20 protein-coding genes are annotated in these 21,157 nt (G+C 71.4%); 12 read left to right on the forward strand and 8 right to left on the reverse strand.

The window, feature by feature from the left end; translation table 11 throughout:
• Window positions 1-28 precede the first annotated feature (28 nt).
• The 7 genes from M3M55_RS11425 to M3M55_RS11455 all read left to right on the forward strand — a co-directional run bounded on the left by M3M55_RS11425 (window position 29) and on the right by M3M55_RS11455 (window position 7,540).
• Window positions 29-901: a helix-turn-helix transcriptional regulator gene (locus tag M3M55_RS11425; RefSeq protein ID WP_249009632.1), complete on the forward strand. Its 873-nt coding sequence runs from the start codon at window positions 29-31 to the stop codon at window positions 899-901.
• 11 nt (window positions 902-912) lie between these two features.
• Window positions 913-2,238: a competence/damage-inducible protein A gene (locus tag M3M55_RS11430; RefSeq protein WP_249009633.1), complete on the forward strand. Its 1,326-nt coding sequence runs from the start codon at window positions 913-915 to the stop codon at window positions 2,236-2,238.
• 162 nt (window positions 2,239-2,400) lie between these two features.
• Window positions 2,401-3,513: a recombinase RecA gene (gene recA / locus M3M55_RS11435; RefSeq protein WP_249009634.1), complete on the forward strand. Its 1,113-nt coding sequence runs from the start codon at window positions 2,401-2,403 to the stop codon at window positions 3,511-3,513.
• A 56-nt stretch (window positions 3,514-3,569) separates the two neighbouring features.
• Entirely contained in the window at window positions 3,570-4,031 is a 462-nt protein-coding gene (locus M3M55_RS11440; protein WP_249009635.1) for a regulatory protein RecX, read from the forward strand.
• Between the two features lie 24 nt (window positions 4,032-4,055).
• Window positions 4,056-5,381, forward strand: coding sequence for a tRNA (N6-isopentenyl adenosine(37)-C2)-methylthiotransferase MiaB (gene miaB / locus M3M55_RS11445; protein WP_256469010.1), 1,326 nt, complete (start codon window positions 4,056-4,058; stop codon window positions 5,379-5,381).
• Entirely contained in the window at window positions 5,356-6,468 is a 1,113-nt protein-coding gene (locus M3M55_RS11450; protein ID WP_249009637.1) for a PAS domain-containing protein, read from the forward strand. Before miaB ends, M3M55_RS11450 begins: the two co-directional genes overlap by 26 nt.
• A 70-nt stretch (window positions 6,469-6,538) precedes the next feature.
• Window positions 6,539-7,540, forward strand: coding sequence for a mechanosensitive ion channel family protein (locus tag M3M55_RS11455; RefSeq protein ID WP_249009638.1), 1,002 nt, complete (start codon window positions 6,539-6,541; stop codon window positions 7,538-7,540).
• A 100-nt stretch (window positions 7,541-7,640) separates the two neighbouring features.
• On the opposite strand, the gene M3M55_RS11460 is transcribed toward M3M55_RS11455, so the two are convergent.
• Together M3M55_RS11460 and M3M55_RS11465 are read right to left on the reverse strand one after the other, a co-directional pair.
• Window positions 7,641-9,497 (reverse strand): hypothetical protein, encoded by a 1,857-nt coding sequence (locus M3M55_RS11460; protein WP_249009639.1) that lies wholly within the window; start codon window positions 9,495-9,497, stop codon window positions 7,641-7,643.
• 4 nt (window positions 9,498-9,501) lie between these two features.
• Window positions 9,502-10,302 carry an SDR family oxidoreductase gene (locus M3M55_RS11465; protein WP_249009640.1) on the reverse strand — a complete coding sequence of 267 codons (801 nt, stop codon included), beginning with the start codon at window positions 10,300-10,302 and terminating at the stop codon, window positions 9,502-9,504.
• A 30-nt stretch (window positions 10,303-10,332) separates the two neighbouring features.
• Here M3M55_RS11465 and miaA point away from each other — a divergent pair, with 30 nt between their 5' ends.
• The 5 genes from miaA to dut are packed head-to-tail and all read left to right on the forward strand — an operon-like array spanning window position 10,333 to window position 15,145.
• Window positions 10,333-11,298 (forward strand): tRNA (adenosine(37)-N6)-dimethylallyltransferase MiaA, encoded by a 966-nt coding sequence (miaA, locus tag M3M55_RS11470; RefSeq protein ID WP_249009641.1) that lies wholly within the window; start codon window positions 10,333-10,335, stop codon window positions 11,296-11,298.
• Window positions 11,256-12,125: a diaminopimelate epimerase gene (dapF, locus tag M3M55_RS11475; protein ID WP_249009642.1), complete on the forward strand. Its 870-nt coding sequence runs from the start codon at window positions 11,256-11,258 to the stop codon at window positions 12,123-12,125. Before miaA ends, dapF begins: the two co-directional genes overlap by 43 nt.
• Window positions 12,112-13,281: an LL-diaminopimelate aminotransferase gene (locus M3M55_RS11480; protein ID WP_249009643.1), complete on the forward strand. Its 1,170-nt coding sequence runs from the start codon at window positions 12,112-12,114 to the stop codon at window positions 13,279-13,281. Before dapF ends, M3M55_RS11480 begins: the two co-directional genes overlap by 14 nt.
• Before the next feature lie 30 nt (window positions 13,282-13,311).
• Window positions 13,312-14,631: a GTPase HflX gene (gene hflX / locus M3M55_RS11485; protein ID WP_249009644.1), complete on the forward strand. Its 1,320-nt coding sequence runs from the start codon at window positions 13,312-13,314 to the stop codon at window positions 14,629-14,631.
• Window positions 14,632-14,680: 49 nt separating this feature from the next.
• Window positions 14,681-15,145, forward strand: a complete 465-nt coding sequence (gene dut / locus M3M55_RS11490) for a dUTP diphosphatase (protein ID WP_249009645.1) — start codon at window positions 14,681-14,683, stop codon at window positions 15,143-15,145.
• A gap of 189 nt (window positions 15,146-15,334) precedes the next feature.
• On the opposite strand, the gene M3M55_RS11495 is transcribed toward dut, so the two are convergent.
• Genes M3M55_RS11495 through M3M55_RS11520 form a run of 6 tightly spaced genes read right to left on the reverse strand, consistent with a single transcriptional unit; the run spans window position 15,335 to window position 21,133 of the window.
• Complete coding sequence (locus tag M3M55_RS11495) at window positions 15,335-16,582, reverse strand: glycine betaine ABC transporter substrate-binding protein (protein ID WP_249009646.1); 1,248 nt, start codon at window positions 16,580-16,582, stop codon at window positions 15,335-15,337.
• Window positions 16,579-17,337 (reverse strand): type 1 glutamine amidotransferase, encoded by a 759-nt coding sequence (locus tag M3M55_RS11500; protein ID WP_249009647.1) that lies wholly within the window; start codon window positions 17,335-17,337, stop codon window positions 16,579-16,581. The genes M3M55_RS11495 and M3M55_RS11500 overlap by 4 nt, the downstream gene beginning before the upstream one ends.
• Entirely contained in the window at window positions 17,330-18,073 is a 744-nt protein-coding gene (locus M3M55_RS11505) for a class I SAM-dependent methyltransferase (protein WP_249009648.1), read from the reverse strand. The genes M3M55_RS11500 and M3M55_RS11505 overlap by 8 nt, the downstream gene beginning before the upstream one ends.
• Window positions 18,073-19,470 carry a MurT ligase domain-containing protein gene (locus M3M55_RS11510; protein ID WP_249009649.1) on the reverse strand — a complete coding sequence of 466 codons (1,398 nt, stop codon included), beginning with the start codon at window positions 19,468-19,470 and terminating at the stop codon, window positions 18,073-18,075. The genes M3M55_RS11505 and M3M55_RS11510 overlap by 1 nt, the downstream gene beginning before the upstream one ends.
• Entirely contained in the window at window positions 19,467-20,336 is an 870-nt protein-coding gene (locus M3M55_RS11515; RefSeq protein ID WP_249009650.1) for a diacylglycerol kinase family protein, read from the reverse strand. The genes M3M55_RS11510 and M3M55_RS11515 overlap by 4 nt, the downstream gene beginning before the upstream one ends.
• Window positions 20,333-21,133, reverse strand: coding sequence for an HAD-IIA family hydrolase (locus M3M55_RS11520; RefSeq protein WP_249009651.1), 801 nt, complete (start codon window positions 21,131-21,133; stop codon window positions 20,333-20,335). Before M3M55_RS11520 ends, M3M55_RS11515 begins: the two co-directional genes overlap by 4 nt.
• Window positions 21,134-21,157 lie beyond the last annotated feature (24 nt).

The following is a 21,157-nucleotide window of genomic DNA, read 5'->3' on the forward strand; positions in this document are numbered from 1 at the left end:
CGCACACCGGTAGCCTGTGGGGCGGTCCATGGCGGAGATCGGTCCCAATATCGGCGCAACCCTGCGCGAAACCCGGATGCGGGCTCGTATCGACATCGGTGAGGTGGAGATGGCGACGAAGATCCGGGCCAAGTACCTGCGTGCGATCGAGAACGAGGAGTGGGATCTTCTGCCCGGACCGATCTACGCCAAGTCGTTTCTGCGCACCTACGGTGACTATCTCGGGCTCGACTCCCGTCTGCTCATCGATGAGTACCGGCGCCGTTTCGAACTGGTCGCCGACACGCCGATGCGTCCACTGTCGGCGGTCAAGCGCGATCGGGAACGAGAACGCGCTCGAGCGCTCAGCGGTCCGGTGCTGCCGTCCTGGGCGATCATCGCCCTCGTGCTCGTCGCCGCCGGGGTCGGGCTCTACCTGATCGGACGCGGCAACGGGAACACGACCCCGCGGCTCGCGCGCGGCATCACGCCGACCCAACCCCGCCCCCACCACTCCGCGCGTCGCCGTCCGAACACCACGGGCGGCGCGGCCGGGTCGCTCACCTCGACGACGGGAACGAGTACCGGTGCCAGCACGGTGACGACCGGCACGGGGACGGGAACGAACGCCGGCGCCGCGCCGGGCACCGCCGCGACCCTCCAGCTCACCCCATCCGCGCCGGTGTGGGTGTGCGTCGAGACGCCGGCCGGCGCCAAGCTCGTGGACGGCGTGACCGAACAGCCCGGGGCGACGCTGCCGACCCTCAGCGGCCGGGAACTGCTCGTCACCCTCGGCAACGCCCACGTGACGGTGACCGCCAACGGCCGCTCCTACCCGCTCACTGCGAGCGCGACCGCGATCGGGCTGAAGATCACCTCAGCCGGCGTGTCGCTGCTCCCCCAGGGCCCGACCTGTGCGTAGTCTCTAGGGTCGTGGACGCCGCGGTCTATACGGGAAGGGCAGCGGTCCGCGCGGGCATCCTCGTCACCGGCACCGAGGTCCTCACCGGCATCATCACCGACCGCAACGGGCCGTGGCTGTCAGAGCGGCTGCGGGAGATCGGGGTGGATGTCGCCGGCATCCTCGTCGTCGGCGACCGGCCTGACGACGTCATGGCGGGCCTACGGTTCTTCGCGGCGGAAGGGGTCGCCCTCATCGTCACCTCCGGGGGTCTGGGACCGACCGCCGATGACCTCACCGCGGAGATCGTCGCCCGTTTCCGCGGACGCGAGCTCGTGCTCGACCGCAACCTCGAGGAAGGCATTGAGGCGATCATCGCCCGTCTGCGTGGCCGCTATGTGGGCCTCGATCAGGCCGCCCTGTCGGCGGCGAACCGCAAGCAGGCGCTTGTGCCCGAGGGGGCGACGGTGCTCGCGCCCGTCGGGACCGCTCCCGGGCTCGTCGTCGTCCCCGCCGAGGGGATCGGTGGTCCGACGGTGCTCGTCCTGCCCGGCCCGCCCGCGGAACTCAAACCGATGTGGGCGACCGCTCAGGAGACCGCCGCATTCCAGGCGGCGGTCGCCGGCGCGCCGAGTCTCGCGCGGGAGATGATGCGCCTGTACGGGATCCCCGAGGCGGAGATCGCCAACACCCTCCGGGCCGCCGCCGAGTCTGGGGTCGACCTCAGCGGCCTGGAGATCACGACGTGTCTGCGCCGCGGGGAGATCGAGGTCTCCACGCGCTTCTCTCCCGACGCCGCGCCGGCCTACGCGGCGCTGAAGGCGTTCATCATCGACCGCCACGGTGACGTCGTCTTCTCCCCGGACGGGGCGACGATCGACGCGATCGTCGCCGACGCGCTCGTAGCGGCAGGGGCGACCCTCGCGGTCGCCGAGTCCTGTACCGCGGGTCTGCTCGCCGCGCGGCTCACCGAACGGCCCGGGGCCTCGGCGTCCTTCCGAGGGGGCATCGTCGCCTACGCCAACGACGCCAAGACCGCCGTGGCGGGCGTGGACGGGGAGCTGATCCGCGCCCACGGCGCCGTTTCCGGTGAGGTTGCCCTGGCGCTCGCCGACGGGGCCCGGCAACGGTTCGCCAGCACCTACGGCGTCGGGATCACCGGGATCGCGGGGCCCGGTGGCGGCTCGGAGGAGAAGCCGGTGGGAACCGTCTGGTTCGGGCTCAGCAGCGAGGACGGGCGCACACTCGTTCGGCACGTCCGGATGCCCGGGGATCGCACCGCCGTCCGGGACCGGTCGACGACGGTGGTGATGCATCTGCTCGCGCGGATGCTCGCGGGCGCCGGCGATCGCCGCTGACCCGACCGAAGCCCGCCGGACCTGTGACCGGCCCGTGTGAGAGTTGTGAGGAGATCGTGACCGGGAGGCCTTGATCGGCACCGAGGCGAGCGTATGTTCGGTTCCGTCCGACGGTGGACCTAACGTGTTCGATCCAAGGCGTGAGACGAAGGAGCATCGGAGATGAGTGTGGACAGAGCCGGTAAGGTCGGCGGCGGTGGGGACCCCAAGTCCGACGCCAAGCGCCAAGCGGCCCTTCAGGGTGCCCTGAGCCAGATCGAACGACAGTTCGGCAAAGGCACCGTGATGCGGATGGGCGACCCAGGGGCGCGCGTTGCGGTCGAGGCAATCCCCACCGGGGCGTTGTCGCTCGATATCGCGCTCGGCATCGGCGGGGTCCCCCGCGGCCGGATCATCGAGATCTTCGGCCCGGAGTCGTCGGGCAAGACGACGCTCGTCTACCACATCATCGCCGAGGCACAGAAACTCGGAGGGGTATGCGCCTTCGTCGACGCCGAGCACGCAATGGATCCGCTGTACGCCCAGCAGATCGGCGTCGACATCGATGAGCTGCTCGTCTCCCAGCCCGATTACGGCGAGCAGGCGCTCGAGGTCGTCGACATGCTCATCCGCTCCGGCGCCGTGGATGTGATCGCCGTCGACTCGGTCGCCGCACTCACCCCCCGCGCTGAGCTTGAGGGGCAGATGGGCGACCAGACCGTCGGCGTTCAGGCCCGGATGATGTCCCAGGCGATGCGCAAGCTGACGGGCAACCTCAACCGGACCCAGACGCTGTGCGTGTTCACGAACCAGATTCGGGAGAAGGTCGGGGTGATGTTCGGCTCGCCCGAGACCCAGCCGGGCGGTCGGGCGCTGAAGTTCTACTCCTCCCAGCGCCTTGACATCCGCCGGATCGAGACGCTCAAGGATGGCACCGAGGCCGTCGGCAACCGGGTACGGGTCAAGGTCGTCAAGAACAAGGTCGCCGCCCCGTTCAAGCAGGCCGAATTCGACATCGAGTTCGGGAAGGGGATCTCCACCTCCGGGTGTCTGATCGACTTCGGCATCGAACACGACGTGATCACCAAGTCCGGCTCGTTCTTCTCCTACGGTGATGAGCGGATCGGCCAGGGGCGGGCGAACGCGAAGGCGTTCCTCGACGAGCATGAGGACATCGCCAAAGAGATCGAGGCGAAGATCTACGCCAAGCTCGGCATCGGCCAAGACCTCGTCGTCCCGATCGACCGTGAGGTTTCCCTCGCCGCCGTCGCCGATGGGGAGGCGGCGGCCGCCTGAGGCCGGCCCGACCTGCGCTGAGCGGCGTGGGTCGCGCCAGCGGTCCTTTACCTGTTGTGCCTGACGCGCTCTCCATCGCCTACGCCCTCGTCAACCGGCGGGAGCGGACCGTCACCGAGGTTCGTGCCCGACTTGAGCGGGCGGGCTGTGCCGAGGCGGAGATCGCCGCGGCCATCCTCGAGCTCGAGACCATCGGGTTTCTTGACGATGCCCGTTACGCCCGCCTGTTCGTCGAGGATCGCCGCAATCTCGACGGATGGGGGAACGCGCGCATCGAGCGGGCGCTACGGGAACGTGGCGTCCATGAGTCGGCGGTTGGCACCGCGCTGGCTGGCGCGGGGGAGGAGTCGGAGTCCGCGCGGGCCCTCGGGCTGCTCGCCCGCCGGCCCCAACCGGACCCTGATGACCTGAGGGCCCGAGAACGGGCCTTCACCATGCTGCTGCGCAAGGGCTATGAGAGCGAGCTCGCCGGGCGCGTCGTGCGGGCGTGGATGCGGGGGGAGGGGCCGGACGGATAATCACGTGGCACTACTCTTGAGCGGATGCCTGCGTACCACTTGACAACCTTTGGCTGTCAAATGAATGAGCACGACTCCGAACGGATGAAGGGTATGCTCGAGTCCCTCGGCTACCGGGAGGCCACCTCCCGTGATCAGGCGGACCTGATCCTCTTCAACACCTGCTCGATCCGGGAGAAGGCCGATGACCGGTTCATCGCCCACCTGCAGGAGGCACGGGCGCTCAAGCGGCGCTCGCCCGACACGGTGATCGGGGTCGGCGGCTGCTGGGCCCAGTCGGTCAAGCATGAGGTGTTCACCCGGTTCCCCTATGTCGACGTCGCCTTCGGCCCCGGCCAGGTGCACAAGCTCGCCGAGTTCCTCACGAGCGACTCCCTCACCGCTCAGGGCTACTTCGCCTTCGAGGGGTTCACCGGCGACCTGCCCGCCAAGCGCGCCCGAGAGTTCCAGGCCTGGGTGCAGATCAGCGTCGGCTGCAACATGAGTTGCTCCTACTGCATCGTGCCCTCGACCCGCGGGCGTGAGGTGAGCCGGGATCCGGCGGTGCTGATCGCCGAGATCGAGGCGCTCGCCGCCGATGGCGTCTCTGAGGTGACCCTGCTGGGCCAGAACGTCAACTCCTACGGTCGGGACCTCGCCCCGGAGCGGCGGCTGAGCTTCTCCGAGCTTCTCACCGCGGTGGACCATGTCTCCGGGATCGAGCGGATCCGCTACACCAGCCCGCACCCCAAGGACATGCGAGAGGACGTGATCCTCGCTCACGCCGAGCTTTCCGCCGTCTGTGAGCACATCCATCTGCCCTTGCAATCCGGTTCGAGTGCGGTGCTCAAGCGGATGCGCCGCACCTACACGCGTGAGCGCTACCTCGACCGCGTCGCGCTCATCCGCGAGCACGTGCCCGACTGCGCGCTCACCACCGACATCATCGTCGGCTTTCCCGGGGAGACCGACGCTGACTTCCGCGAGACCCTCGAGGTGGTGGAGGAGGTCGGCTACGACGGCGCGTTCACGTTCATCTACTCCCCCCGGCGGGAGACCGAAGCGGCCGCCATGGGCGAACAGGTCCCCCACGAGGTCAAGGTCGCGCGCATGGAACAGCTCGTCGAGGTCGTCCAGCGCCGAGCTCAGGAGCGCGCCCAGCGGTTTGTCGGACGGACCCTCGAGGTGCTCATCGAGGGACACTCGCGCACCGACCCGAGCCGGTTACGCGGCCGCTCCCGGCACAACAAGGTCGTCAACTTCGACGGGCTTGGCTCCCCCGGGGAGACGGTGCCCGTGACGATCACCGGCGCCAGCAGCCAAACGCTCACAGGGCAGATGTCCCTTGTCGCACGGGCCGGCCGGAGCTGACGCGACCGCACGGACGGTCTCGCCGGAGGCGGAGCCGACCGCCCCGGCGCTTGCCCTGCTCGGCGGCGGTGAGCTGCGGGCCGCGACGGAGCCATTCCGCGTCCTCGTCGGCCCGGCCGCAGCCGACAGCGCCGAGGTCCGTCGTGCCGTCAGCGCCAGTACTGCGGACCCGACCCGCCCGGTGAGTCTGACCGTGCCGGGAGCCGGCGGTGGGCCCGCCCGATCCGCGCAGGCGCGGGCGCTGAGCGGCCCTGACGGGGCGGTCCTCGTGCTGCTCGAGGTGGCCGTTCCGCGTCCCGGCCTTGAGCTTGAGGCCCTCAGCGGCTGGTGGGCCGCCTTCTGTGATGACTCCGAGACGATTATCTGGGTCAAGGACCTTGGCGGGCACTACCACTACCTCAACGCCGCCTACGCCCGCGCCCTGGCGATCGCCCCGGCCCAGCTCCTCGGCCGCGCCGACAGCGAACTGCCACCCGCTCAGACGGTCGACGGCCCCCGCCGCCGGGCGTCCACGTCCGCCGAGCCGCTCGCGCTCGAGTACACCGTGCCCGCCGTCGAGGCTCGGCCCGCCTTCACGGTGCTGCGGTTCCCGATCGACGCCCCCGACGGCCGCGCAGTCGCCGTCTGCGGCGTCGCCTCCCGAGCTGAGAACCCCCGGCTGGCCCAGGAGGAGTGCACGCGGCTGCTCGCGGTTCTGCGCTGGGCGGCCGCCCCGGGTGAGGTGATCCGTGCCGAGACGGCCGCGGGCTGGGGCCTGCCGGCGCTCCTGCCGGCTCCGGCCGGGAGCCCGATGGTGACGACCAGCTCCGCGTCGGCCCCAGCGTCGCCGACGGCCTCGCAGGGGTCGGTTGCGCCGCCGGCGATCGCCTCGACGGAGTCCGACACGCGCCCGACCGTGACCCCGGTGGCATCCGCCACCGCACCGGCGTTCGCGGCGGGAGCGACGGTCGCCCCACCGGCGGGGAGCGTGGACCTGGAAGCTCTGCTGCGCGAGAATGCTCGCCTGCGGGCCGAGCTCGCCGCCCTTCGCGATGAGGTCGCGGAGCTGCGGCGGGCCGCCAGTGGCGCCACCACACGAGTTGGCTAGGGTCTGGGAGAGAGATGCCTGTGCCTGAGACATCCCCATTCCTCGTCGCGACCCAGCAGACCGAGAGATGATGCGCCGGATTTCCGACCGCCAGCGCGAGCGCGCCCGAAGCCTGATGTTCGACACGCGCAGCGACGCGTGGGCGGCCGTCGGGCTCGAACTCGAGGTCAACACGAAGGAGATCTCGCGAGCCCGGCGGCGCCTGCTCGCCTCACTGATCCTGCTCATCGCGACCGTCGTCGGCAAGTCGATGGCCCTGCATCACTGGGCGGCCGTGTATGCCAGCACCCGCCACAGCGCCCATCCACATCACTGGCTGATCAACTCAAAGTCACCGTTCGAGCTCCTTGCGATGCTGATTGTGCTCGCGCTCGGCTGGCTCATCTCCAAGGACCTCGGCCGGCTCGCCCCGAGCCTGTTCCGGCGGATGGATCCCGCAACGGCGGGCACGGTCGAGTTCCTCATCCGCCTCGTCACCGTCGTCGCGACCGTGCTCGGAGCGATCACAATCGCCGGCGTGTCGACCCAGGTCGTCGCCGTCGGCGGTGCCTTCACCGCCGTCGTCGTCGGTCTCGCCGCCCAGCAGACCCTCGGCAACCTGTTCGCCGGCATGGTGCTCCTGTCAGCCCAGCCGTTCCGGCTCGGGGAACGGGTCCGGCTCTACGCCGGCGCGATCGGCCAGCAGGAGGGCACCGTCAGCTCGCTCGGGCTGCTGTACACAAGCCTGTCACGCGGGGCCAACCGGATCATGATCCCGAACACGCTCGTGCTCGCGGCGGTCGTCGTGCCGTTGCGGGAAGCCGCCCCCGTCGACGTCCGGGTTCGCCTCAACGCTGGGGTGCAACCGAGTCAGGCTCAAGCGATCCTCGACGCCGAGCTCTCCCAGGAGACGCTGCGCAAACCGACGGTCGCACTGGAGGAGATCGACGGCGACGCCGTCTACATCCGAGTGCAGGCCACCCCCGAGGACGGAGATGAGAGCGCCCACCTCGCCGACCAGATCATTCAGGTCCTCCGAGCGGTGACCGGTGAGCATGAGACGCTCACCCCCTCCGGAGAGGAACGCGACTGACGACCCCCGAGCAGCCGGCCTCCGATCTTCCAGGCTGATTTCGGGTCAAGCGAACGAGGGAGAGAACAGTGTCCGCGGAAGACACTGCTCCCCCTCGCCGTTAGTGGTGGCGGGTGCCGTGGTGGTGGCGGGTCCGATGGCGGGTGCCGTGGTGGTGGCGGGTCCGATGACGGGTGCCGTGGTGGTGGCGGGTCCGATGACGCTGGCGTGCGACCCTCACCGGTCGTCCCGGCGGCCGGCGCCGGCCGACACGGTCGGCCCGCGTCACCGTCCCCACGGCGCTCGGAGTGGGCGCCACGCCGACGGTCAGGCCAGCAGACACCTGAGGACGATGATCGTGGTGCCGGCGGCGATCGGAGGTGCTGACGGGAATCTCTCGGCACCGGCCGCGGCGGCGCGATGACAGGTTGATCGCCGTGATCCTCCAATGGTCCCCGAGCGGGGTATCCGGCCGGATGTAGACGGCGGCAAGCCGCTTGCGGAAGAACACGCCGGGCTTGTGACCGACGTTCCCGACGTTCATCCCCAAAAGCCAGGCGAGCTCGCTCTCATTGCCGACCCGGCCGAGCGGCGCCGCACAGGCTCGGATGTGCGTCGGCCCACCGGCCCGGCTGACGGCAGTCTCCAGCGCGTCCAACTGGCGGGTGACGAGCAGTTCGTGCCGCGCGTCATGGAGCAGCGCTCCCACCCGGGCGGCGCCGAACACACCGGCAGTGGTGGCGAGGATGACGACGGCGGCGGCCACGCGCCAGGGCCGTGAGGCGACGGTGATCCGGTCAGACGCCGGCCGCCGTGCACGCCGTCGGTCATGAGCACGGCCGGACCGATCCACGGACCGGTCGCGAGCGCCCGCGAGGGCCGGCAGACGCAGATCGACGGCGCTCCGCCGGATCGCCCGGGCAACCGCAGCGGCGGCGAGCACGCCGAGCAGCGCGGCGGGTTCGAGCAGGTATCGGGGAGCCGCAGGCCAGCCGTGGTAGGCGAAGGCCACCTCCGTCGCCACCCACAGGACGGCGGCGCCGATCAGGACGAGCCAGACCCGGTCCCGCCGCCAGAGCGCACGACCACACGCGAGCGCGACCGCCCCCCACACGAGCGGGTCATAGAGGCTGCGCAGCCGGATCAGCACCACGGCGATCCGGCTGCCGTGCCGGATCGCCGTGGCAAACCCGAGGGCGGCGTTCCCGGCCTGGAACCAGCTCGGTGAGGTGAGGCCGGGAATGAGGAACCAGGCGAGCAGGGTGAGCCCGCCCAAACTCAGGACGAGCCGACGCTCGGTAGGCTCCCGCATCAGCCAGAGCCCGTACAGGCCGAGGGGAAGCCAGACCTCCGGCCGTCCGAGTCCTGCGAAGAACAGCGCGATCAGCGCCCAGTGACGGCGTCCGTGCAGGTGCGCGTCGACGGCGGCGAGGCAGAGACCGACGACGATCGGGTCGGTGTCGGTGATCAGTAGCTGGCGCCACATTCCATACAGGCTGAGGAACGCCCCGGCACCGAGGAGACCCGCGAGACCACGTACCCACGCTGGCCCCGGTCCAGCCAGCGTCGCGGCGACCCGGAAGGCGAAGATGCTGCCGCCCAGACCGAGGAACGTCGCGGTGAAGGTCCACAGCCACAGCTGCGCGGAGCCGAACAGGGCGAACGGGAGATCGAACAGGTAGGGGAGAGGCTTCCACGACGGCGCCGCCCCGGTGTTCAGATTCCCCGCGAGCGTCTGGCGACCCCACACCATCCAGCCGTAGGCGTCAAAGGCCGGGTGCGCGTGGGTCAGCTCGATCCACAGAACGCTGGCGGCCGCGAGACCAACCACGCCGAGGATGAGGGTCCCGCCCCGCGGCCCACGGCGAGAGGAGGAGCGTCCGGGGTGAGAGGAGGAGCGTCCGGCGCCGACCGGCTCACGGACGCCCGGGCGGTCCGGACCGGCGACGGAACCGGGCGCGTGGGAGCGCGACGCCACCGGATCAGCCTCCTGGGCGCCGACCGGTCTGTGCCTCGGCGAGGTCGTAGGCGATGCCCGTGCCTCCGGCGCGTCGCTGCACCCACGCGCTCAGGCCGGGGGCGATAGCGGCCAGGTCACTGCCGAGCCGGAGCGCGAGCGGCGCGACGATCACCTCCGCCCGGTCGCGACGGACCGCGCGCAGCGCGGCGTCGGCGACCTGTTCGGGCGTGCGCGTCCCGACCCCGCGGGGGAGGGTGATCCCCGCATCGTGGAACATCCCGGCGTCGGAGATGAAACCGGGAAGGATGACCGAGGCGGACACGCCGCGGCCGGCGAGGTCCTCGCGCAAGCCGAGAGCAAAGCCGCGCAACCCGAACTTCGTCGCGTTGTAGAGGGAGGCGGCGGGGGAGGCGACCTTGCCCGACAGGGAGGAGACGAACACGATGTGGCCGCGGCCACGCTCGAGCATCCCGGGGAGCAGCGCCCGGGCGAGGGCGATCGGAGCGCGCAGATTAACCTCAAGGATCGTGTCGATGCTCTCCTGGGTCATGTCCGCCACCAGGCCGGTTCCCGGCAAGGCGGCGTTGGCGATCAGGATGTCGACTGTTCCGGCCGTCGCGGCGAGGCGGGTGACCTCCGCCCGCACGGAGAGGTCGGCGGCGATCGTCTGGGCGTCGAGCTCACCCGCCAGCCGCTCGAGCTGCCCGATTCGCCGCCCGGACAGGACCAGCGCCGCCCCGTCCGCACCGAAACGCCGGGCGATCGCCTCTCCGATCCCACCGGTTGCGCCGGTGATGAGCACCCGTTGCGAGAGTCCAGCCATCCTCGCGGGAGTCTAGGCCCCCGCTCTGAGATGCCCTCTGCGACCCTGATCGCCCTCTTCGGCCCGACCGGGGTCGGCAAGACCGCGGTCGCGGTCGCGCTCGCGGACCTGCTCGCCGCCCGCGGGGAGCGCCCGGTGGCCGTCTCCGCCGATGCGCTGCAGCTCTACCGGGGCCTCGAGGTGCTCAGCGGCGCTGCGGACGCGCTCGCCCAGACCCGGCTCGAGCACCGGCTGATCGGCTGTGCGCCGGTGAGCGATTCCTTCAGCGCCGGGCGCTACGCCGCGCTCGCCCACGCGGAGATCGATGCCCTCATTCACGCCGGCCGGCGTCCGATCATCGTCGGTGGCACCGGCCTCTACCTACGGGCCGCCCTCACCGACCTCAGCCTCAAGCCGCCGGTCGACCCGGCGTTGCGGGCGGCGGTTCAGGCGCGGGTGGATCGGGACGGGCTCGCGCACCTGTACAGCGAGCTGTCGGCGCGGCGTCCCGAGCTTGTGGCCACGATCGCCCCGGGGGACCGCCAGCGGATCACCCGGGCCCTCGAGCTGCTCGAAGCCGGGGCGGACCCGACGCCACCGACCCAAGGGCAGCTCTGGACCGCCCAGACCCGCCATCCGACGGTGCTGTTCGGGCTCGTTCGCGAGCGGGCGTGCCTGTATGCCCGCATCAACGCGCGGGTGGAGGCGATGGTCGGCGCCGGGGTTGTCGAGGAGGTGGCGGCCGCCGCGGCCGCCGGCGCCGGTCCGAGCGCGGCCAAGGCCCTCGGCTTCCGAGAACTGCTTGCTGGAGACGTCGACGCGATGAAACGCGTCACCCGCCGCTACGCGCGCCGCCAGCTCACCTGGATGCGCAAGCTCGAGGGCGTCCAGATCGTCTCCCTCGATCACCGCAAGCCGGACGAGGTGGCGGCAGAGATGCTCCTCAGCCTCGACGCCGCTAGCCTGCCGAGCCGATGCGATTCGAGAAGTGGCAGGCCCTCGGCAACGACTACGTGATCATCGAGGCCCCCGAGCTCCCATGGGAGTTGACCCCCGCCCGGATCCGGCGGCTCTGCGACGTCCACACGGGCATCGGCTCAGACGGCGTCCTGCTCCTGTCGGCCACCGACCTCCCCGGCTACGTGGCCGCGCTGCGGATCTTCAATCCGGACGGTTCGGAGGCGGAGCTGTCGGGGAACGGCGCCCGTGAGGCGATCCTCTACCTGCGCCGGCACGGCTGGACCGACCAGGACGAGTTCAGCATCCACACTGCCGCTGGGGAGATCCGTCCCCAGATCACCGGCCCGGACACCTGCCGGGTCGACATGGGCCGGGCTCGCACCGTCTCGCCCGACTTTCCCTCCGGCGGCCCAGACGGCCGCGGGACGGTCAGCTCCGACGGCCGCGAGTGGTCCTTCCAGCACGTCCAGGTCGGCAACCCGCAGGCGGCGATCGCAGTCACCGACGTCGATACGTTGATGGGCCTCGACCTCGCGGCGATCGGGCCCGCGATCGAGAACGCGGAACTCTTTCCCCAGCGCACCAACGTGTCCTTCTACACGCCGCTTGCGACTCCGCCCGGCACGTCCGGAAGCCGGATCCGCGCTCGCATCTTTGAGCGTGGGGTGGGGGAGACCTCAGCGTCGGGGACGGGAGCGTCCGGCGCGGCGCTCGCCTGGGTCCTCACGGGCGCCGACTCGCCCGTCACCGTCGTCCTTGACGGGGGTGAGCTGACCGTCGAGGTCGAGGAGGACCTCCACATCACCCTGAGCGGCTGGGCCCGACCGGTCTTCGCCGCCACCCTGAGCCCCGAACTGACCGAGGAACTGCATGCCACCGTCTAAGCGTCTCGCCACGATTCCGCCGTACCTGTTCGCCGAACTCGAGCGCAAGATCGCCGCCAAGCGGGCCGCCGGGATCGACGTGATCAGCCTCGGCATCGGTGACCCTGACCTGCCCACGTTTCCGCAGGTCGTGGCCGCCGCCCAGGCCGCGGTCGCTGACCCCGGCACCCATCAGTACCCGTCCAACCGCGGCCGCCAGGAGTTCCGGGAGGCCGTCGCCCGCTTCTACGCCCGACGGTTCGGCGTCGAGTTGGATCCCGACACCGAGGTGATGCCCGCCATCGGCGCCAAGGAGTGCATCTTCAACCTCAACCTCACCTTTCTCGACCCGGGGGATGTCGCGCTCGCCTCCGACCCCGGCTACCCGGTCTACACCGCCGGGCCGCTACTCGTCGGCGCCGAACCGGTGCTGATGCCGCTGCTGGCCGAGCGCGGCTTTGCTCCTGACTACGGGGCGATCCCGGAGGCGACGCTGGAGCGGGCCAAGCTGCTCTACCTCAACTACCCCAACAACCCGACGGGCGCGGTCGTCCCCGACGGACTGTTTGCCGAGACGGTCGATCTGGCCCGCCGCCACGACATCCTTGTCGTGCACGACAACGCCTACTCGGAGACGACCTACGACGGGTACGTCGCCCCCTCGTTCCTCGCGACCCCCGGGGCCAAGGAGGTGGGCGTCGAGGTGTTCTCGTGGTCCAAGGGCTACAACATGACCGGCTGGCGTTGCGCGGCGATCGTTGGCAACGCGGAGGCGATCGCCGCCTACTGGAAGCTGAAGTCCAACGTCGACTCGGGCAACTTCGAGGCGATCCAGCTCGCCGGTGCCCGCGCGCTGGAGCCCGACGTTGACGCCCATGTCGCCGCCCAGAACGCGATCTACGCCCGCCGTCGCGACCTCGTCGTCGACGCACTCAGCGCCGCCGGCGTGATGGTGACCGCCCCCCGCGGAACGATCTACATCTGGGCGCCGATCCCCGCCGGGTTTGCCGACTCGGCCGCCTACTGTGAGCATGTGCTCGAGTCCGCGGCGGTCGTCATCTCACCGGGTGGCGCGTATGGCACCAGCGGCGAAGGCTACTTCCGGATCAGCCTCACCACCCCCGACGACCGGCTCCTCGAGGCGGTCGCCCGCATCCGCCGGCTCGGCGACACGTAGGCCGGCGGCGCCTCAGTACCATCAACGAGGTTGGACGACCGCCCGCCAGGACAGCTCACCCGTCAAGCCCCGCGCGCCGACCGCGCGCCGGTCCGCGGCCGTGCCCGCCAGCGCGCCTACATGGTCGCGGCCCTTCCCGCCGGGGGCGTCGACGAGCTTGCCGAGCTCGAGGAGCTGCTCTACACCGCCGGCGCGGTGTCGGTCGGTGCGATGGTCCAGCTCCGCGACCAGCCCCACCCGAACACGTACCTCGGTCCCGGCAAGCTCGAGGAGCTCAAGGGGGAGGTGGCCCGCTCGGACGCGAACCTCGTCGCCTGTGATGACGAGCTGACACCCCGGCAGGAACGCAACCTCGAGGAGGCGCTCGGCGTTCCCGTGCTGGACCGCACCGCGTTGATCCTCGACATCTTCGCCACCCACGCCAACAGCGCTGAGGGCAAGCTGCAGGTCGAGCTCGCCCAGCTCCAGTACAACATGGCGCGGATGCGCGGGCTGTGGTCCCACCTCGACCGGCTTGGGGTCGGCGGGGTCGGTACCCGTGGACCGGGGGAGGCCCAGATCGAGACCGACCGGCGGCTCGCCCGCAACCGGATCTCGGCGCTCAAGCGCCGGCTCTCGCACGTGAGTGCCAACCGGGGGGTGATGCGGGCCGAGCGCGAGCGCGCGCACCTGCCCCAGATCGCCCTGGCCGGCTACACGAATGCCGGCAAGTCGACCGTCCTCAACGCGCTCACCGGCGCCGAGGTCGGCGTCCGCGACCGCCTCTTCCACACCCTCGACCCGACGACCCGGGTGCTGCGCGCCGGGGGCCGTGACTATCTGTTGACCGACACGGTCGGCTTCATCCGCAAGCTTCCCCACCAGCTCGTCGAGGCCTTTGGCGCCACCCTCGAGGAGACCCTCCGCGCCGATCTCATCCTCCATGTCGTTGACGGGTCCGCACCCGAAGCGGACCGCCTGGGAATGCTCGCCGCCGTCGATGAGGTGCTTGCCGAGATCGGCGCCGACGACGTCCCGCGGCTGCTCGTGCTCTCGAAGGTCGACCTGCTCGGGGAAGCTGAGCGCCACACGCTGTCGCTCGAGCATCCCGACGGAATGCTCGTTTCCGCCCTCACCGGCGAGGGGTTGCCTGCGCTCGCCGAACGGATCGAGTCCGAGTTCGCCAGCACCCTCGTGACCGTCGAGCTGCTGATCCCGTTCTCCGCCGGTGCGCGGCTCGCAGAGCTGCACCGCATCGCCGGGGACCTGATCCGGGAGGACACCGCCGACGGGGTGCGCGTGCGCGCCCGCCTGCCTCGACCGGCGGCGGATCGGTTCGCCGCCTACGGCCTGACGGCCGGGCCGGCGTGAACCGGTCCGAACCCGCGCAGCCCGCCCGACGCTTGTGGCAGGGGGGCCGGTGAGCGCCGTTCCGTCCGCGGGGCCCGGCGGCGTGCTGGCGGTCCGGCGCCTGCACCCGGCCGCGCGGCTGCCCGTGCGGGCCCACCCTGGCGACGCCGGCCTTGATCTGCACGCCCTCGAGCCCGTCACGCTCGCGCCCGGCGCGCGGGCGGCGGCGCGGACCGGCCTGGCCGTGGAGATTCCCGACGGCCAGGCCGGACTGGTCCTGCCCCGCTCCGGCCTGGCCCGCCGCCACGGCCTCACCCTCGCCAACGCGCCGGGTCTGATCGACGCCGGCTTCCGTGGCGAGTTGCTCGTCCTGTTGCTCAACGCCGACCCGCAGGACACCGTGCACCTGGAGGCCGGGGAGCGGATCGCTCAGCTCGTCATCGTCAACGTCGCCCTGCCGGAGGTGGTGGAGGCCGACGCGCTCGCGGCGAGCGTCCGGGGTGAGGGCGGGTTCGGGTCCAGCGGCCGGCGCTGAATGCCATCGCCGGGCTCGAGCCCCCGGGCACGCGGCCTGCACGTCGGGGTTCTCTGGCTTGGGGTTCGCGACCCGGCGCACGCGGCGCGACTGCAACCGTGAAATCTTCACCCCGGCCGAGGCATCGCGCACGATTTGGGTCGCTGGACGTACCCAATCGTGTCAGCGCCCGCCCGCCGGGGAGGTATTTCAGGACTTGGGTCGCTCTCTCGAGCGTGGGCGAGCCGTCCGGGACCCCGCCGCAGCCCCGCCCGCGGGCCCGCTCGTCCCCGCGGTCCCGCCCGCACCCGCGACGCCCGTCGGCGCGACCGCCCCGACGGCGGTCACCGAAAGGGGCGTCGTCGTCGTGCCCGTCACCGTCGCCCACGGCGGCGGCGGCGCGAGCCCGTAGCCCTGGAGGAACTCCGAGGCGACCGTCGAGGCCGTCTGGGCCGGGTCGGGAGATGAGGCCAGCTCGGCGGTCAGCCCGCGCATCACCGACGTCGTCAGGAGCGCGTCGACCTGGTCGATCGCCTCCACGAAGATCGGCCCCTCGGCGGCGATCGTGCTGGTCGAGACGACCGGCACGACGTTTCCGAACCCGAATACGTGGCGGGGGTCGGCGAGCGTCGTGTAGGTGGGGGCCTGCAGCTGCCAGTCGGTCGTCTGCACGTACGCGGCGTTGACCGCCCCGACCCGCAGGTCGAGATATTGGTCGCCGATGTTGACCGCCGCGGTGAGCGCCGGGGTGAACCGGTAGGCCTGTTCGAGCGCGGGCAGTCCGGACGGGATCGCGCTGAACTCAATCGGTGAACCGAGGACAAGGGACGACTGGACTCGGCCCAGCCCGGCGAGGGTCCGCAGATGGTGGGCGCGCGCAAATTGCGTGAGCACCGCGATGCCGGCGGTGTCGCTGAACGGGGTCGGGGTCAGCAGCGTCTCACCGTGCGCGGTCGCGTAGGCCTGCCCGGCTGAGAAGGCGGCCCGCAGACTCGAGAAATGGGCGCTGAGCCCGGCGATCTGGCTGTCGTACTCGTTGAGGTATTGGGGGTAGACGTCGAGGATGCCGTCGCCGAGGGCGGCCTGGGAGACCGCGGTCGCGCCGATGTTGCGGTTGAGGTTGACCAGGTACCCCTGGGACTCGAGCACGTCACGGTAGAGCTGGCCGAGGATGAACTGCTCGGGCGTGTTCATGTCCCCGAGATAGATCTCGGGCCGGTTGGTGCCCGGCAGTGCATCGGTGGACGTCGTTCCCGTGGTCGTCGCGAGCGCCACCGGGACGGTCGTGGTGGTGGCCGTCGCGGCGGCGCCGGTGACCACCGAGGAACGGGTGTGGGCGCCCGGCAGGACGCCGGAGGCGGCGGACGGTTGGGTGCCGCTGCCACCACAGCCGCCGAGCAGCCCCGCGACGAGGATCGCCGCGGCCGTGCCGACCCAGGTCCGCCACCGTGGTGTCACCGTCCCGCCGCCCTCCGCGCCGCCGCGTGGGCCGCCTCCTCGAGCCGGTCGTCGAGCGGAGCGAGCGGGGCGCCGAGGTTCAGGGCGGTCCGGATGAGCCAGTCGGCAAACCATGCGTTCTTGGGGAGTAGCGGGCCGTGCAGGTAGGTGCCGATCACCCGTCCGGCACGGGCGCCCTCGAACCGATCGACGCCGTTGTTGCCGTATCCGGAGAGTACCCGCCCGAGTGGTTGGGCATCCGGCCCCAGGTGGGTGCGGCCGCCGTGATTCTCAAAGCCGGCGAGAACCTGGGGGGGTCCGTCCTCGAGGCTTACCTCGATCGCGACGTTGCCGATCAGGCGCGGACCGTCGCTGCGGACGGTCCGGACGTCAAGCAGGCCGACGCCGGCCAGCACGTCCTCCCCAAGCGCGTAGCTGTGGCCGAGGAGCTGGTAGCCGCCACAGACGCCGAGCAGCACCGCCCCCCGGGCGACCGCTTCGGTCAGCCCGGCCGCCTTGACCCTGCGGAGATCCTCGGCACAGAGACGCTGATCGCGGTCTTGGCCGCCACCGATGTAGTAGAGGTCCGCCTCCTGACCGCTGAGCGGGCTCCCGAGCCCAGTCCCCTGCAGTGAGAAGCCGATGCCCCGCCACTGACAGCGTCGTTCGAGCATCAGCAGGTTGCCCCGGTCGGCGTAGATGTTCATCAGGTCCGGGTAGAGGGCACAGACCCGGAGGGCCGGGGCCGGGGCCGGGGTGGGGGAGGGCTCAGGCATTGAAGTGCACCACGAGGCTCCCGACATGCTCCTCCGTCGGTTCGATCGTGTCGGTCCCGGCGCTGTGCAGACCACAGCGCACCGCCTCAGCGACCAGTCCCGAGACGGTGACCCGGTCCAGTTCGATCCGGTCCTCACTCAGCTCACGGCCACCGTGGGGGTCGATCACCTCGCGGCGGCGCTCGAGTCGGACCCGCGGTCCGGCGCTGCGCACCGCGGTCGGCTGGCTCGCGTAGACGGTCCCGTCGATCTCGGTGATGTCGGGCAGGGGCACCGGTTCACCGGGCACCCAGGTGAACTCCTCAAAGACGGTGCTGATCGCGAGCGTGAGCCGGCCGCCGGGACGCAGGTGGGCAGCCGCGCGAGCGAGGAACGCGGCACGTCCGGCGCTGCCGCCGAGCAGCTGGATGGTCTGCATCGGCACGATGCACAGGCCGACTCTCTCTCCGTGCAGGTCGAAGTCGCAGGCGTCCGCGCACACCGTCGTGATCTGAGCGGCCAGCTCCGGATGGGCGGCAGCTCGCGCCGTGAGCGCGTCGAGCAGCACCGGGTCGCGGTCGAGGGCGATCACCCGGTGACCGTGGTGGGCGAGTTCGAGGCTGACCCGGCCGGTTCCGGCCCCGACGTCGAGGATCGGATCGCTGTGGGCGGCGGCGAGCGCCGTCCACAGCCCAAGGTCGGCACGGTAGAGGCCGCACTCGAGGTCATGCCAGATGACGGGCAGCGGATCGGCCATCACTCCGCCCAGAACCGGTTGACGTGGCCGCGCTGGCTGAGGCGTTCGCGGAGGGCGAGCATCGCCGTATATGTCGGGACGGCGAAGAGCCGGGGCGTCTCGGAAGCGTGGGTGCGAGCGCCCTCCAGGGCGTGGGTGAGGGCGGCGTCGAGATCCTCGATCACGGTGAGACGCTCGGAGTCGACCCCGGCGTACTTCAGCCGCAGGGCGAGCTCGGCGGCACGCCGGCCGGCGCAGGTGGCGACGCGCACGTGCGGGGCCAGCACCTCCCAGTCGGCGTCCCAGATCCAGGAGACGTCCCGGCCGTCGGCGATCTGGTCGTTGAGGATGCCAAGCAGGTCGATGTCGGCGCCCTCGAGGGCGAGGGTGGCGAGCACCTCGTTCGCGCCGGCCGGGTTCTTGACGAGCAGCAGGGTGAGGGCGACGCCGTCCACGTCGATCTGCTCACCCCGTCCGAACGCCGCCCGCGTGCCGGCGAGCCCGGCGGCGGCCACCTCGAGACTGACCCCGAGGCGAAGCGTGAGCGCGGTTGCGGCCAGTGCGTTGTAGACGTTGTAGAGGCCCGGCAGCCCCATCCGCACCGGCACGCTCACCCCACCGGCCGAGAGGGTGAAGGCGACCCCACGGGTGCCCTCGAGCCGGATCTTGGTGGCGGCGACGTGGGGACGGGGTCGGGTGGCCCCACAGCCGGGGCAGGTGTAACGGCCGAGGTGACCGAGGTAGATGCTCTCGTACCGGTACGGGCTGCCACAGCGCCGGCAGTGGGTCGAGTCGGCCGCGTGGGCGAGCCCGTCGCGGCCCATCCCCGGATCCTCGACGCCGAAGTAGGTGACGTCGGGCCGGTCGCGACCGAGGTCGGCGACGAGCGGATCGTCGGCGTTGAGGACGAGCTGGGTCGTCGCCGGGGCGGCACTGACAAGGTCGGCCCAGCGGTCGGCGATGCTGTCGAGCTCCCCGTACCGATCGAGCTGATCTCGGAACAGGTTGGCGAGCACGAGCACCCGCGGAGAGAGCTCAGCGAGCACATCCCCGAGCCAGAACTCGTCGACCTCGAACAGACCGAGGTCCCCGGCGACCCGGCCACGGCGGCTCGCGTCCAGCAGCGCCGAGGCGATCCCGCCGACCATGTTCGCCCCGCTCGTGTTGTGCACGACCCGCCGCCCGGCGCCGGTGAGGATCGCGGCCGCCATCGCCGCCGTGGTCGTCTTGCCGTTCGTCGCCGAGATCACCGCGCTGCCGCCGCTGAGACGGCCCGACAGGCCGGCGATCGCGTGCGGATCCATTCGCATCAGCAGCCGACCCGGAAGGCTCGTGCCGCCTCCGCGTCCACTCGCTCGGGCGGCCGCTCCGGCGAGCTTGGCAACCGACACCTTCAGGTCGAGGGCCCGTGCGCTCACGCCGGCACCCGCACGCAGGCGGCCCCCGCATCGAGGGTGACGGTGCTCGGCAGCGCCCCCTGGGGCTCCCCGTCGGCGTAGACGGCGAGACCCCGATCGGCCGCCAGGGTGACTGTGCGGGCGCGCAGCACCGTCACCTCGGGCAGCCGGACGTGGCGGCCGAGGAAGATCCCGGGCATGTGGGCGAGCATGCGCAGCTTGGACATGCCGCCGATCAGGACGACGTCGAAGGCGCCGTCGTCGGGTTCGGCGTCGGGGGCGATCAGCATCCCCCCACCGTAGGAGCGCGAGTTGGCGATCGCGACGCTGTAGCCGGTGAAGGTAAGCGGCGTCCCGTCGAGGGTGAGGCGAAACTCGGCCGGACGCCACAGGCCGAGGGCGCGGAGGGCTCCGTAGGAGTAGGCGAGCGGCCCGTGCACCCACCGGGTGCCGTTGGCGATCGCGTTTGCCTGGGCGTCGAGCCCGCAGCTGAGGATGCCGATGAACCGCGACCGACCGATGCGACCGAGATCGATCCGGCGGTCGCGTCCGTCGCTGAGCACCGCACAGGCGGCGACCGGGTCACGGGGGATCCCGAGGACCCGGGCGATGTCGTTGCCGCGCCCACCCGGAAGGATCCCGAAGCTGACCCCGGTATGGGCGAGGCTGTCGGCGACCGCACCGATCAGCCCGTCACCGCCGAAGGCGACCGGCATCTGTCCGGCATCCGCGGCAGCTCGCGCGAGCTGGCGGGCGTGCTCGAGGCTGAGGGTGGACTCGAGCTGAGGGGCCAGGCCGCGGCGGCCGAGTTCGGCGAGGACGGCGGCGAGCGCCGGCGTCGTCCGCCCGTTACCGGCGGAGGGGTTGACGATCAGGCTCACCGTCATCGACCGAGCACGAGGGTGGCGAGGTCTGTCCCGATCGCGATCGGCGCCGGGCCCGTGACGCTCTCAGCCTCCTCCCGGGTCGCGGTGCCGGTGAGAACGATCGCCGCGTCGAGACCGGCAGCGGCCGCGCCGGCGAGATCGGAGATGAGGTGGTCGCCGATCACGAGCGTGCGGCCGGCCGGGAGGCGGCCCAGCGCGGCGGCGAACACCTCCGGGTCGGGCTTGCCGACACTGTGGGCGGACGCTCCGGTGGCGTACTCGACCGCGGCGGTCAGCGCGCCGGTGCCGGGGCAGGGCCCGGCGGGGGCGGGGAAGACCCGGTCGCGGCCGCCGGAGATGAGCGCGGCGCCGTCGAGTACCGCCCGCACGGCGATGGTGAGTGCGGCGTAGTCACAGCCGGCGTGGCCGACGAGGACGACGACGTCCGCCTGTTCGGCCGCCGCCGTGTCGTTGAGGATGCGGTGTCCGGCGGCGGCGACGTGGGCGAACACGGCGGGGGCGCCGATGATGTATGCCCCTCGCCCGGGAACGCGGCCGCGGAGGTGGAACTCGACGGCCGAGCCGACCGAGATCACCTCATCCGCGGCCGCGGTGCACCCGAGCGACCACAGCTTGCGGACGTACTCCTCAGGTGAGCGGGTTCCGTCGTTGGTGATGAACCCGATCGCCTTGCCGGCGCCGCGGAGGGCGGCGATCGCCTCCGGTGCGCGCGGGGTGGCCCGGTCCCCGACCCAGACGGTGCCGTCGAGGTCGAGGATCACGTTGTCGTAGGCGGCCAGAAGGGGGGAGAGGGTCACGAGCGGGGATTATTGACGTCGGGC

The sequence above is a fragment of the Conexibacter sp. DBS9H8 genome (assembly GCF_023330685.1).
Lineage (GTDB): Bacteria > Actinomycetota > Thermoleophilia > Solirubrobacterales > Solirubrobacteraceae > Palsa-465.